Annotated in this window: 11 protein-coding genes and 1 pseudogene; 6 read left to right on the top strand and 6 right to left on the bottom strand. The window is 65.7% G+C overall.

Annotation, left to right across the window (positions count from 1 at the left end; translation table 11 throughout):
* Window positions 1–120: 120 nt before the first annotated feature.
* Together ACH196_RS12600 and ACH196_RS12595 are read left to right on the top strand one after the other, a co-directional pair.
* Window positions 121–879 carry a FadR/GntR family transcriptional regulator gene (locus tag ACH196_RS12600; RefSeq protein ID WP_396647247.1) on the top strand — a complete coding sequence of 253 codons (759 nt, stop codon included), beginning with the start codon at window positions 121–123 and terminating at the stop codon, window positions 877–879.
* Between the two features lie 29 nt (window positions 880–908).
* Window positions 909–1,904 carry an MDR family oxidoreductase gene (locus tag ACH196_RS12595; RefSeq protein WP_396647246.1) on the top strand — a complete coding sequence of 332 codons (996 nt, stop codon included), beginning with the start codon at window positions 909–911 and terminating at the stop codon, window positions 1,902–1,904.
* A gap of 64 nt (window positions 1,905–1,968) precedes the next feature.
* Here the strand turns inward: ACH196_RS12595 and ACH196_RS12590 are convergent, their stop codons facing one another.
* The 5 genes from ACH196_RS12590 to ACH196_RS12570 all read right to left on the bottom strand — a co-directional run bounded on the left by ACH196_RS12590 (window position 1,969) and on the right by ACH196_RS12570 (window position 6,852).
* The gene (locus ACH196_RS12590; protein ID WP_396647245.1) at window positions 1,969–2,751 is read right to left on the bottom strand and encodes an ABC transporter permease; all 783 of its coding nucleotides are present in this window, start codon (window positions 2,749–2,751) and stop codon (window positions 1,969–1,971) included.
* Complete coding sequence (locus ACH196_RS12585; protein WP_396647244.1) at window positions 2,748–3,617, bottom strand: ABC transporter permease; 870 nt, start codon at window positions 3,615–3,617, stop codon at window positions 2,748–2,750. Before ACH196_RS12585 ends, ACH196_RS12590 begins: the two co-directional genes overlap by 4 nt.
* Window positions 3,614–4,672, bottom strand: coding sequence for an ABC transporter ATP-binding protein (locus tag ACH196_RS12580; protein WP_396647243.1), 1,059 nt, complete (start codon window positions 4,670–4,672; stop codon window positions 3,614–3,616). The genes ACH196_RS12585 and ACH196_RS12580 overlap by 4 nt, the downstream gene beginning before the upstream one ends.
* A gap of 113 nt (window positions 4,673–4,785) precedes the next feature.
* The gene (locus ACH196_RS12575) at window positions 4,786–5,826 is read right to left on the bottom strand and encodes a PotD/PotF family extracellular solute-binding protein (RefSeq protein WP_396647242.1); all 1,041 of its coding nucleotides are present in this window, start codon (window positions 5,824–5,826) and stop codon (window positions 4,786–4,788) included.
* 57 nt (window positions 5,827–5,883) lie between these two features.
* Window positions 5,884–6,852, bottom strand: coding sequence for an isopenicillin N synthase family dioxygenase (locus tag ACH196_RS12570; RefSeq protein WP_396647241.1), 969 nt, complete (start codon window positions 6,850–6,852; stop codon window positions 5,884–5,886).
* Between the two features lie 280 nt (window positions 6,853–7,132).
* Between ACH196_RS12570 and ACH196_RS12565 the strand changes: the two genes are divergently transcribed.
* The 4 genes from ACH196_RS12565 to ACH196_RS12550 are packed head-to-tail and all read left to right on the top strand — an operon-like array spanning window position 7,133 to window position 12,143.
* On the top strand, window positions 7,133–8,242 hold the full coding sequence (locus ACH196_RS12565; protein WP_396647240.1) for a carbohydrate kinase: 1,110 nt from the start codon (window positions 7,133–7,135) through the stop codon (window positions 8,240–8,242).
* 7 nt (window positions 8,243–8,249) lie between these two features.
* The gene (locus tag ACH196_RS12560; protein ID WP_396647239.1) at window positions 8,250–9,176 is read left to right on the top strand and encodes a pseudouridine-5'-phosphate glycosidase; all 927 of its coding nucleotides are present in this window, start codon (window positions 8,250–8,252) and stop codon (window positions 9,174–9,176) included.
* A gap of 29 nt (window positions 9,177–9,205) precedes the next feature.
* Window positions 9,206–10,018: an enoyl-CoA hydratase/isomerase family protein gene (locus ACH196_RS12555; protein WP_396647238.1), complete on the top strand. Its 813-nt coding sequence runs from the start codon at window positions 9,206–9,208 to the stop codon at window positions 10,016–10,018.
* Between the two features lie 10 nt (window positions 10,019–10,028).
* Entirely contained in the window at window positions 10,029–12,143 is a 2,115-nt protein-coding gene (locus ACH196_RS12550) for an acetate--CoA ligase family protein (RefSeq protein ID WP_396647237.1), read from the top strand.
* A 90-nt stretch (window positions 12,144–12,233) separates the two neighbouring features.
* Here the strand turns inward: ACH196_RS12550 and ACH196_RS12545 are convergent.
* Window positions 12,234–12,343 (bottom strand): annotated as a pseudogene (locus ACH196_RS12545) (transposase); the annotation flags it as partial.

Below are 12,343 nucleotides of genomic sequence, written 5' to 3'. Positions count from 1 at the left end.
TCGGCGGTTCCCTGGCCGCAGACCGATAGTTGACGCTATCCGAATTGTGCTATTTGTCAAACCTATATATTTTTCCACGCAACGCTGGACAAACCGTCATGGCGCTGCGAGGAAAGAGGCATGTCGCTGAACTATGACGATGTGGTGCGGACCGGTCTCGCCAAGCAGGTGGCGGACGAGATTCGCGCCGCCATTCTCGACGGGCGTCTCAAGATCGAGGAACGCCTGCCTAGCGAGGAGGAACTGGCCAAGCGCTTCGGCATCTCGCGCCCGACAGTGCGAGAGGCGCTGAAGCGGCTGGCCGCGCAGAACCTGATCCGTTCGCGGCGCGGGCCGAGCGGCGGCAATTTCGTGTCGAAGCCCGATCCGGAAGGTCTTTCCAATGCAATCACCGGTGCAGCCACGCTTCTGGTGGGCGTTGGCGCCTTCGACGTCGAGGAACTGGTGACGGCGCGCATGGAAACAGAGAGCGTCTGCGCCAGGCTAGCCGCCGGCAACCGGACCGAAGCAGATGTTGCCGCAATGGCGGCCGAAATCGAGCTGCAGCGCAGGCGGTCGATGAGCGGCGAGGAATTCTGCGCGTCCGACGTGCGTTTCCACCGGGCACTGGTCGACGCGACGCAGAACGGGCCGCTGCGGCTGATGATGTACACGGTGATCGAGAGTTTCATCCCGATCACCAACATGCTGACCTATGGCCTGTACGAACGCCGCGGCGCGGCGGACTCGCACGAATCCATCCTCGCCGCCATCCGCGAACAGGATGCAGACCGCGCGGTCGAGCGGCTGCGCGACCACTTGACCGGCATGCGCGTGGTGCTTGTGCAGGCGCTCGAACGGCGCGCCGAGAAAAGCGACATCGGCAATCCCGCGACCTGAATTCCTGTTCAAAAAGCAAGGAGAGTGTGGTGAGCGAAGCTTTCAAGGCGATGATGATCGTCGACCGGGACGGCAAACCGAAGGCGGAATTCCGCGAACTGACGCTTGCCGAACTGCCCGACCATGACGTCCTGGTGGAAGTCGCCTTCTCCACCCTGAACTACAAGGACGGCCTGGCAGTGGCGGGCAAGGGCCGCATCGCCCGCCGCCTGCCGATGGTGGCCGGAATCGACCTTGCCGGCACTGTTGTGGAATCGCGCTCGTCCGACTGGAAGCCCGGCGACAAGGTCGTCGCCAATGGCTGGGGCATGTCCGAGACCGAATGGGGCGGATACACGAAATACCAGCGCGTGAAGCCCGAATGGCTGGTGCGGCTGCCCGATGCGTTCTCGCTGCAGGAGGCGATGGCGATCGGCACGGCCGGCTACACGGCGGCGCTTTGCGTCGACGCGCTGGAGGACTGGGGTTCGATCGCGCCAGGCGGCAAGGAAGTGCTGGTCACTGGCGCGGCCGGGGGTGTCGGCTCGACCGCGATCAGCCTGCTCGCCGGCAAGGGCTATGCGGTCACCGCCTCGACCGGCCGGCCGGACACGCACGACTATCTCGCCGGCCTCGGCGCGGGACGCTTCGTCGACCGCGCCAGCCTCTCCGAGAAGGGCGGGCCGCTGCAGAAGGAACGCTGGGCCGGCGCCGTGGATTCGGTCGGCTCGACGACGCTCGCCAACGTTTTGGCGCAGACTTTCTATGGCGGCGCGGTGGCGGCCTGCGGACTCGCGGGCGGCATGGACCTGCCGGCAAGCGTGGCGCCCCATATCCTGCGCGGCGTGACGCTAATCGGCATCGATTCGGTCATGGCGCCGCGGGCCAAGCGAGAACGGGCCTGGCGGACGCTGGCGGCGCATCTCGACAGGGATCACATCCGTTCCATCGCCCGTGTCGAACCGATGTCGGCGCTGCCCGGTCTCGCGGAAGACATCGTGGCGGGCCGCATCCGTGGCCGTGTGGTAATCGACGTCAACGCCTGAAGATTGCTCTTCCGGAAAAGGGCCTCAGCTCGGCTGCGGCCTTTTTTGTTGCCCGCCTGCCCGGTCAGAAGCGGTGGATGCGCAGGCCGAGCACCTTCTCCGAGACGATGACGACGCCGAGCGTCAGCGTGATCGACAGGGTCGACACGGCCGCCGCCTCCGGCGTGAAGTTGGTGCGGAGATAATCGAACAACTGGATCGGCAGCGTCGACATGCCGATGCCCTTCAGCATGAAGGAGATGGTGAAGACGTCGAACGAGATGATGAAAGCGAACAGCGCGCCGCCGATGACGCCGGGCTTGATGAGCGGCAGCATGATGCGGCGGAAGCGGGTCCAGCGGCCTGCGCCGAGGCTGCGCGCCGCCATGTCCCATGACGTGTCGAAGCTCTCGAGCGACGCCGACACGTTGATGAAGACGAAGGGAAGCGTGATCAGCACATGTCCGACGACCAGGCCGAACATGGTCCTGGTGCCGATGCCGATCGTGTAGACGAAGAACAGCAGCGAGATCGCCGTCAGCACCTCGGGCAGCAGCAGCGGCGACAGCATGGCGATGCGCATCGCTTCCTTCCAGCGGCCGGCATGCTGGACGTAGTAGATCGCGGCCATCGTGCCGATGATCGTGGAGATGACCGTCGCTACGGCGGCCAGCCCGAGCGAGGTGCGGATGGCGCGCATGAAGACTTCGTTGTTGAAGAAGGTGACGTACCAGCGCAGCGACAGGCCCTGCGGCGGGAAGGTCAGGAAGTTGCCGGCGTTGAACGAGGCACCGACGACGACCAGGATCGGCGCCAGCAGGAAGGCATAGACCAGCAGGCAGTAGAGCGTGAGGACCGGGCGCTTCATGACTGTGCCACCTTCCATTTCATGCGGGTCAGCCGGGCGAAGATAACGACGCAGATCGCGCCGGTCACGGAGAGCATCAGCGCCAGCGCGGAACCCCACGGCCATTGGAAGGTATCGATCAACGCATCGACGACCGTCACCGCCATCGTCTTGACGCGCATGCCGCCGATCAGCGACGGCGTGACATAGGCCGACAGCGACAGCACGAAAACGAGGATGCAGCCGGCCTGGATGCCGGGCATAGACAGCGGCAGGATGATGCGCCGGAAGGCGGTGAAACGCGACGCGCCGAGCGACCGCGCCGCCGATTCCAGCGACGGGTCGACGCCCTGGATCGCCGCCATGATCGGCAGGATCATGAAGGGCAGGAAGACGTGGACCAGCGCGATGGTGATGCCAAGCGCGTTGTACATCAGCGGCAGCGGAGCGTCGATGATGCCGAGTGCCTGCAGCGTGCGGTTGATCAGGCCGGCATTGCCGAGAAGGATGGTCCAGCCGTAGGAGCGGATGACGATGCCGACGAGCAGCGGCGACAGCACGAGGCCGTAGGCGAGGCCGCGAAAGCGTATGTCGGCCCGCGTGAGCTGCCAGGCGACGGGGAAGCCGATGACGAGGCAGAGCGCGGTGGTAAGCAGGCCGATCCACAGCGTGTTGAACACCTGGAACAGGTAGAAGCCGTCGGAGAAGAAACGGACATAGTTGGCGATCGTGAAGCCCGCTCCGTAGGGCGTGCCCTCTCCCGGCGTGCGAAAACTCATCAGGACGATGTTGAGATAGGGGATGACGAGGAAAACCCCGAGCAGCAGGGCGGCGGGGAGCAGCAGCAGCCAGGGCTGCGCGAAGCTCGAGCGGCGACCGGAGCTCATTGCGCCGCCCCGATCAGCCAGAACGCATCGGCAGGCGCCCGGACGGTGACGTCGTCGCCCTCGGCATGGCGCACATTGGGGAAGGTCTGCACATGCAGCACTTCGCCGGAGGAAAGCGTGACGCGATAGTCGACGAGGCTTCCCGAATAATAGCGCGCCGTGATGCGGCCGGGAGCGCCGGGCTCTCCCGCGCCGGCGAAATCGAGCGCCTCGGGGCGCAGCGCAAGCCTGGCGTCCAGGCCCGGCCTGGCGATGCCGCGGTCGGGCACCCTGACAGCGCCAAACACGGTAGAGATGGTCGCCGTTCCGGCCTCGACGCCGGTCACTTGCCCCTGGATAAGGTTGACCTGTCCGACGAACTGCGCGACTTCCAGCGTCTCGGGCTTCTGGTAGATATCAGCCGGCGCGCCGAATTGCGCGATGCGCCCGCCGAACATCACCACAACGCGGTCGGACATGGTCATCGCCTCGGCCTGGTCGTGGGTGACGTAGACTGTGGTGATGCCGACGCGGCGCTGCAGGTCGCGGATGAAGACCCGCATCTCCTCGCGCAGCTTCGCGTCGAGATTGGCGAGCGGCTCGTCGAGCAGCAGAATCTTGGGTTCGATCACCAGGGCGCGGGCGAGCGCGACGCGCTGCTGCTGGCCCCCGGAGAGCTGGTTGGGATAGCGCCCGGCGTAGCTGCCGAGTTGCACCATGTCGAGCACGGCGGCGATGCGCGCCCTCATCTCCGGCTTGGCGACCTTGCGCATCTCCAGCCCGAAAGCCAGGTTCTGCGCCACGGTCATGTGCGGGAACAGCGCGTAGTTCTGGAACACCATGCCGATGTCGCGCTTCTCCGCCGGGACATGGACGACGTCCGAGCCGTCGAAACGGATGGCGCCGTCGCTGACTGCCTCGAAGCCGGCGATCATCTTGAGCGTGGTGGTCTTGCCGCAACCCGAAGGCCCAAGCAGCGAGATGAATTCGCCGTCGGCGATCCGCAGCGAGATGCCGTCGACCGCGCGCGAGGAGCCGAACACCTTCGTCAGCCGTTCAATGCTCACTTCGGTCATGATCTTCTGTTCCCTGCTTGGCGCCAAGCGTGCGCGGCCGGTTCCGGCTCGTTGTTTTCCGCGACAAAAGAAAGCGCGCCCCGTCGCCGGGACGCGCCCGCATTGTGAAGGACCTACTGGATGGTCTTTGCCCAGCGGTCGGCGAACTCACCCTGCTTCTCGTTGACGAAGTTCCAGTCCCAAGTGAGGATATTCTTCATCGCCTCGCCCGATACTGGCACGTCCGCCTTGAGATCGTCGGGCACGACGACCTTGGAGTTGGTCGGCGAGGTGTAGAACTGGCGCATCATCAGGTCCTGGATCTCCGGCGAGATCATGAAGTTCAGGTACTGGTAGCCGAGTTCCTTCTCGGGACCGTGGGCCAGGATGACGAGGTTCTGGTCGAACATCATCATGCCTTCCTCCGGGATCACACAGTCGACCGGCAGGCCCTGCTTGCGCAGGCGGGTGATCTCGCCGAAATCGAACGGGGCCACGACGATCTCGCCGGCCGACAGCGCCGTCGACAGATTGAAGTCGACCTGGATGACGCGGCCGAGCTTGGCCAGCGCGGCGAAGCCGGCATCGGCGTCATACTGGTCCTTGCCGAACAGTTTTGACGCCAGCAGCAGTTCCATCTTGCCGGCGCTGTTGGCGTAGTTGTAGAGCCCGATCTTTCCCTGGAATTCGGGATTGTCCCAGAGATCCTTCCAGGATTTTGGCGGGGTCTTCACGAGGTCGGTGCGGTAGCCGATGCCGATCGGCGACAAGGCGCCGGTGGCGGCGGAGCCGTCGGCGACCTTGGCGATCGGGTAGAGATCGGCATAGTTCGGCACCTTCGACATGTCGAGTTTCTCGAAATAGCCCTCCTTGCGCAAGCTCGATGCAAAGACCTCGTTGGTCATGATCACCGAGTAGGGCGGATTGTCGATGCCGGCGGCGCGCAGATTGGCGCCGAAGACGCGGCCGTTGCCGACGTCGAGCGTCACCGTGGCGCCGCTTGCCTTCTCGAAGGCCGGAGCGATGGTGGAACGCCAGAACTGCTCCCACACGCCGCCGAGCGTCGGAACGATCAGCGTCTTGCCCTGGGCACGCACGCCCTGGAGGCCGAAGATGGATGCCGCGCCGAGACCGGCGAAGCCGGCGAGAGCCTGTCGTCTGTTGAGATTGAGCACTGCTTTTCCCCTTTTTGCGTTGTCTGTTGCGTCGTCCCGACAGCCGGTCCGCTGCCGCTACTTCCTGCCGAAAGCCTGGCTGGTCTTGAGGTCGATGTAGTCTCCGTAGGTGATCGGCTCGTATTTCGCCCGCGTGCCGTCCGAGCAGAACGGCTCCAGGCAGGAGATCACGGTGTCCTTGCCCGGATTGACGAAGAAGGGGATCGACTGGCGGCGGGACGATCCCTTCTTCTCGCGCGGCGGATTGGCGACGCGGTGCGGCGTCGAGACCCACTCGTCATTGGTCCAGCGCATGAAAGCGTCGGCTATGTTGATGACATAGGCGCCGTCGATCGAGGGCGCGTCGATCCAGCGTCCGTCGCGGCTCTGCACCTGAAGCCCGCCGGACGACGCCTCAGAACGCAGGATCGTCATGAAACCGTAGTCGGTGTGGACGCCGGCACGCATCTGGCCCGGCAGTGGGGATTCCTCCTGCTCTGGGTAGTTGATGACCCTGAGCGCCGACAGATGCTTCTCGAAGAATGGCTCGAAATAATCCGGCTCGAGGCCGATCGCCGAGGCGAAGATGCGGCGCAGGTGGCGGGCCAGCGTCTCCATCTCGGCGAAATAGTCGTGGAACGCCTGCTCCAGTCCTGCCGGCGTGTCGGGCCACACGTCGCCGGGCAACCGCATGCCGAAATTCAGGCTCTCCTTGTAGTCGCCGGGTGTCTGAATCCCCTTGGTGGCTGCCAGCGCCTCGTCGGCGATCGGCGAGAAGGCAACGCCGCCCATGAGCCCTGTGCCCCGGCCATGGGCGCGCTTGTAGGCCTCCGGCAGGTCGAAATAGGCGCGGGCGGTCCCGTACAGCCTGGCGGTCACTTCGGGCGAAACGCCATGGCCGGTGACCAGGAAGAAGCCGGTATCCCGTGCCGCCGTCTCAATCGCCCGTACAACCTGCTGTGCGCCGGCTTCACCTCTGATGAACGGTCCGACATCGATCACGGGGATTAGCTGTTCGGTTTCGCGTTCCTGGGTGGCGGCCGGCATGGGCGAACTCACTCCGCTGACTGGAATGGAAGATGGGAGAACGGGTGAGCAGCCGAAGCCGGCAGGCGCCTGCCGGCGGGGAGCGGGGACTGCTGGGTACGCATGCCTGTCTGCATCGCTTTCCTGCCACCGTCACGATCGGCATGGTCGCCGAAGCGGCGTCCCTGGAGGCGCCGCGATGACCTCACGATAGGCTGACAAACAGATGTTGACAAGAGCATCTGTTGTTGCCCATATCGATTGCAGAAGGTGCGCGCATTCGCACCATGCTGGGGGTTCCATGGACGACCTCGGAGCGCAGGAACAGGCAGTACTCGACCTGATCACCGCCAATCCGTTCGCCGGGCAGCAGGACATCGCCACGGCGCTCGGGCTCGCCCGGTCGACCGTCGCCGCGCATGTCGTGCAACTGGTCAACAAGGGCTACATCCTCGGCCGTGGCTATGTCCTGCCGGCCAAGCAGCGCATGATCTGCATCGGCGGCGCGGTGCTCGACCGCAAGTACCACGCCAAAAGGGAGCTGATCTTCGAGACCTCCAACCCGGTCAACGGGCACCGCAGTTTTGGCGGCGTCGCCCGCAATGTTGCGGAAAACCTGGTCCGGCTGGGCGTGGATGTCAGCTTCGTTTCGATCGTCGGCGACGACGAGGTCGGCCGTTCGCTGACCAGGCACCTGCGCGACCTCGGCGCGGATGTGAGCCAGGTGATCACCACCACCGAACGTCCGACCGCCGAATACGCGGCCATCCTCGGGCCGCAGAACGACCTCGTGCTCGGCATCGCCGACATGGAGATATTCGATCTTTTCCAGCCGTCCTATCTCGACCGGTTCTGGCCGCATCTCGCCTCAGCCACCTGGGTGTTCTGCGATTGCAACATGCCGGCGGGGGTGATCGAGGCGCTGATCTCGCGCAAGGCGGGCGCACGCTTCAAGCTGGCGATCGATACAGTGTCGTCGCCGAAGGCCATGCGCCTGCCGAAGGACCTGTCGGGCATCGACCTGCTGTTCACCAATCATGACGAGGCGAACGCTATGCTCGGCATCATGAGCGCCGAGAAGCGTCTGCGGCCGAAGGAGGCCGCCGAGGCGCTGCGGGCGCGGGGGGCGGCGGAGGTCGTCGTGACGATGGGTTCCAGCGGCTATGCCGTCGCCAACGACAAGGGCGTCGCGACAATGCGTTCGGTTCCCGCCCATCCGGTCGACATCACCGGCGCCGGCGACGCCATGATCGCCGGGACGATGTACCGTGTGCTCGAGGGCGCCGACACCGTTCAGGCCACGCAGACCGGCGCCCTGCTTGCGACGCTCACCACCGAAAGCGAAGCCAGCGTCCATCCCGATCTGTCGCCGCGCTTCCTGTCCGCCGGCATGGTCCGCATTCCCGCCTGAGGTTCCGATGACAAAACCCGATCTGAAACTTGCCGATGAGGTCGCAGTAGCACTTGCAGCCGGCGATGCCGTCGTCGCGCTGGAATCGACCATCATCACGCATGGCATGCCCTATCCGGCCAATCTGGAGACCGCGCGGGCGGTCGAGCAGGTGGTGCGCGACAATGGCGCGACGCCCGCGACCATCACCGTGATCGACGGCGTGATCCATGTCGGCCTGACGGACGCGCAACTCGAGGCGCTCGCGCGGGCGAAGGACGTCGTCAAGGCATCGGGCCGCGACCTCGCTGCCGTGATGGTGCGCAAGGGTTCGGCCGGCACGACCGTGTCTGCCACCATGCGCATCGCCGAACTGGCCGGCATAAAGATCTTCGCCACGGGCGGCGTCGGCGGCGTGCATCGCGGCGCTGAACAGAGTTTCGACATCTCGGCCGATCTCACCGAGCTCGGTGCTACGGGAACGACCGTCGTCTGCGCCGGCGTGAAGTCGATCCTCGACATCCCGAAGACGCTGGAATTCCTCGAAACCCAGCGCGTGCCGATCATCGCCTATGGCAGCGACGATTTTCCCGCCTTCTTCACGCGGCGGAGCGGCGAGAAGGCCGACCATCGCCTCGACACGCCGGAAGAGATTGCCGCGGCGATGATCGCGCATGAGGCGCTGGGCTCGGGCACCGGCATCCTGATCGCCAACCCGATCCCCGAGGCGGATGCGCTTTCGCCGGATTTCATCGACGGAACCATCGCGGATGCGGTCGCCGAAGCCGAACGCCTCGGCATCCAGCGCAAGGCGGTGACGCCATTCCTGCTCGCCCGCATCAACGAGCTTTCCGGCGGCAGGAGCCTGACGGCCAACATCGCGCTGGTGAAGAACAATGCCGCGCTGGCGGCAAAAACGGCCGTCGCGCATGCGCGGCTGAAGAAATCCGTCTGACACACCAGCCCCGGACCTAGGAGTATCGCATGAGCTACGAGACCATCCTCTACGGGAAGGACGGGCAGGACAAATTCGCGACGATCACGATCAACCGTCCGGACAAGCTCAACGCGATGAACAAGACGGTGATCCGCGAGATCGACGCGGCGCTCGCGGCCGCGGTCGCCGATCCCGACGTCAACGCGCTGGTGATCACCGGTGCTGGCCGCGCCTTCTCCTCGGGTTACGATCTGCAGGGCGGCGATTTCGACGTCGACATCGACTTCTGGCGCGAGGATATGGGCGAGAACGCGACGGCGCTGCTCAACATCTGGAAGGCGCCGATCCCTGTCATCGCCTCGGTGAACGGCTACGCGCTGGCCGGCGCGCTGGAACTCATGATGTGCTGCGACCTCGCCATCTCCGCTGACACGGCGAAGTTCGGCGAGCCGGAAGTGCGGCACAATTCCGGCCCGCCGGCGCTGATGATGCCGTGGCTTCTGGCCACGCGCGACGCACGCTGGCTGATGTACACCGGCGATCTCGTCGACGCGCAGGAGGCCCTGCGCATGCACCTGATCAACAAGGTGGTGCCCGCCGCCGAGTTGAAGGGCGCGACCGACAAGCTCGCCCGCAAGCTCGCGCGCATGCCAGTGCCGGCGCTGAAATACACGAAGGCGTCGATCAACAATCAGCAGGTGGTCGCCGGCCTGCTGCCGTCGTTCCAGTACAACATCGAGGCGATTGCTGCCCTGCACGTGACCAGGCAGGGGCGCGAATGGATGGCCAATCTCGCCAAGATGGGCCTCAAGGAATATCTCGATTTTCGCGACAGCCCGTTCAAGGGGCTCGACATCTAGGGCGGCGGCGATGGCCGCCTCGCTTGCCGCCATGACGGCGCTGATGGCGCCGCGCTCGGTGGCCATCGTCGGCGCCACCGAACGCGCCGACGCGTCGTCCAGCTTCGTCATGCGCAACCTGATGGCGCAGGGTTTTGCAGGCAGCATCCTGCCGGTCAATCCAAAAGGCGGCACGGTCTTCGGCTATCCTGCGGCAACCTCGCTGGCCTTCCTCGGAGAGGTTCCCGATGTCGCCGTGATCGGCATTGCCGCCGACCGCGTCAACGCGGCGCTGCGGGAAGCCGCCGAGGCGGGCGTCAAGGCCGCCGTCGTGCTTGCCTCCGGCTTTGCCGAACTCGACGAAGAAGGCCGCCAGCGGCAAGCCAATCGTGTTGCGACAGCCACGCAATACGGAATGGCCGTCTGCGGCCCGAACTGCCTTGGCCTGTTCAATCTTCACCGCGGCGCGGCGCTCTATTCCTCGACCCTGCCCAGGACCATGAAACGGGGTCCTCTCGCGCTGGTCTCGCATTCGGGCGCCAGCGCCATCGCGCTCGGCAATACCGGCCGCATCGGCCTTTCCCACATCGTCTCCTCCGGTAACAGCGCGGCGACCGACCTGCCCGACTACATCGGCTGGCTGGCCCAGGACGACGCCACCAAGGTGATCGGCATCGTCGTCGAGGCCATCCGCGATCCACAGCCGTTCACGGTCGCGATGGAGGCAGTGCATGCAGCAGGCAAGACGGTGATCGCGCTGCGGGCCGGGCGCTCGGCCGGAGGCCAGCGCGCCACCGCCGCGCATACGGGCGCGCTCGCGGGCAGCAACGAGGCGTACGCATCCTTCTTCCGGCGCACAGGCGTGGTCGAGGTGGACGTCATGGACGGGTTCGTCGAGACGGCAACGCTGTTCTGCGGCGTCAAGGCGCGCCCGTCGCGCAAGGGCGTGGCGGTGATCGGCGTCAGCGGCGGTGGGGTGGCGCATGTCGCCGACATGGCCGACGAGGCGGGCATCGAACTCCCAACCTTTGCGCCGGAAACCGTGGCGACGCTGAAGACGCTGCTGCCGCCCTTCGCCTCGCCGCAGAACCCGCTGGATACGACCGGCGTGGTCTTCGCCGACGCCTCGATCTACCGCCGCGTGCTCGAAACGGTGGCGGCCGACCCGTCGGTCGGCGTGATCGTCGCGGCGCAGGACGCTCCGCCCGGCCTCGATGAGGTAACGGCGGCTGAATATGTCGGCATCGCCGGCGCGGTCGCGGGGTTTGCCGGCACCACCAGCCTGCCGACCGTGCTGATGAGCAATCTTTCCGCCGGCCATCATCCGGCGGTGCGGGCGGCGGCCGAAGGCGCCGTCGTGCTCAACGGAACCTGCGCCAGCCTCAGCGCCGTCCGCGCACTGCTCGAACCGCCGGCGCGCTGCGGCCTGCGACAGGCCCGCAGCCACGCCGCGGATCCGCGCTGGACAACGATGCTGGGCGGCGGCCAGGGGCTGACCGAGCGCGACGCCAAGGCATTTTTGGCGGCAAACGGCATGGCGGTGACGCGCGAAGCGCTGGCGACCTCGGCCGAGGCCGCTGCCGAAGCGGCGCGCTCCATCGGCTTTCCCGTGGTGATGAAAATCGAATCGCCCGACCTGCCGCACAAGACAGAGGCCGGCGGCGTCCGCCTCGGCATCGGCTCGGAGGAGGGCGCCCGCGCGGCCTTCGAGGAAATCATGCGCAACGCGCGGGCCTTCGCGCCGGAAGCTAGGCTTCACGGCGTGGTGGTGCAGGAGATGGTGAGCGGCGGCGTGGAAGCGCTGCTCGGTCTTGCCCGGCACGAGCCGTTCGGCCTCGGCATGGTCGTCGGGGTCGGCGGCGTGCTGGTGGAACTTGTCGCCGACGCCGCTTTCGAGCTGCTCCCGATCGACCGGGCGCTGGCGCTGGACATGATCGCCCGCACGAAGCTCGGGCCGCTGCTCTCAGGCTTTCGCGGCGCTCCGCCCGCCGACGTCGAAGCGCTTGCCGCGACGATGGTGGCGCTGTCCGATCTCGCGTCCGCCTATGGCGACCGGATAGAGGCGATCGACCTGAATCCTGTCGCCGTGCTGCCTTTGGGCAAGGGCGTGCGCATCCTCGACGCTCTCGTCATCCCGCGCGCCTGAAACCGGCCGACCATCAATCCTGTTCTTAGTCGCAGAAATTCACCGGATATCCATCCTTGTGATGAAAGACCCACTAAGGCCTGTTGAGATTCATCGCGAGTTTAAGACTGCGGCGGCGAGATGGATGATTGCGGCGAAGGAGATGTCGGTTTTGTCAGCGCGCATGGCGATGCGCTTGAACTCCTTGAGCTTGCAGAAGA

The sequence above is a fragment of the Mesorhizobium sp. IMUNJ 23232 genome (assembly GCF_044326205.1).
Lineage (GTDB): Bacteria > Pseudomonadota > Alphaproteobacteria > Rhizobiales > Rhizobiaceae > Kumtagia.
The sequence above is the reverse complement of the archived record's forward strand: the minus strand, read 5'-3'. Positions and strand labels throughout refer to the sequence as shown.

Bases quoted from the DNA above. Each gene is read 5' to 3' on its own strand.
- ACH196_RS12565 (WP_396647240.1), top strand. From the start codon at position 7,133: ATGGACGACCTCGGAGCGCAGGAACAGGCAGTACTCGACCTGATCACC.
- ACH196_RS12585 (WP_396647244.1), bottom strand. From the start codon at position 3,617: ATGAGCTCCGGTCGCCGCTCGAGCTTCGCGCAGCCCTGGCTGCTGCTG.
- ACH196_RS12580 (WP_396647243.1), bottom strand. From the start codon at position 4,672: ATGACCGAAGTGAGCATTGAACGGCTGACGAAGGTGTTCGGCTCCTCG.
- ACH196_RS12590 (WP_396647245.1), bottom strand. From the start codon at position 2,751: ATGAAGCGCCCGGTCCTCACGCTCTACTGCCTGCTGGTCTATGCCTTC.
- ACH196_RS12560 (WP_396647239.1), top strand. From the start codon at position 8,250: ATGACAAAACCCGATCTGAAACTTGCCGATGAGGTCGCAGTAGCACTT.
- ACH196_RS12600 (WP_396647247.1), top strand. From the start codon at position 121: ATGTCGCTGAACTATGACGATGTGGTGCGGACCGGTCTCGCCAAGCAG.
- ACH196_RS12555 (WP_396647238.1), top strand. From the start codon at position 9,206: ATGAGCTACGAGACCATCCTCTACGGGAAGGACGGGCAGGACAAATTC.
- ACH196_RS12570 (WP_396647241.1), bottom strand. From the start codon at position 6,852: ATGCCGGCCGCCACCCAGGAACGCGAAACCGAACAGCTAATCCCCGTG.
- ACH196_RS12550 (WP_396647237.1), top strand. From the start codon at position 10,029: ATGGCCGCCTCGCTTGCCGCCATGACGGCGCTGATGGCGCCGCGCTCG.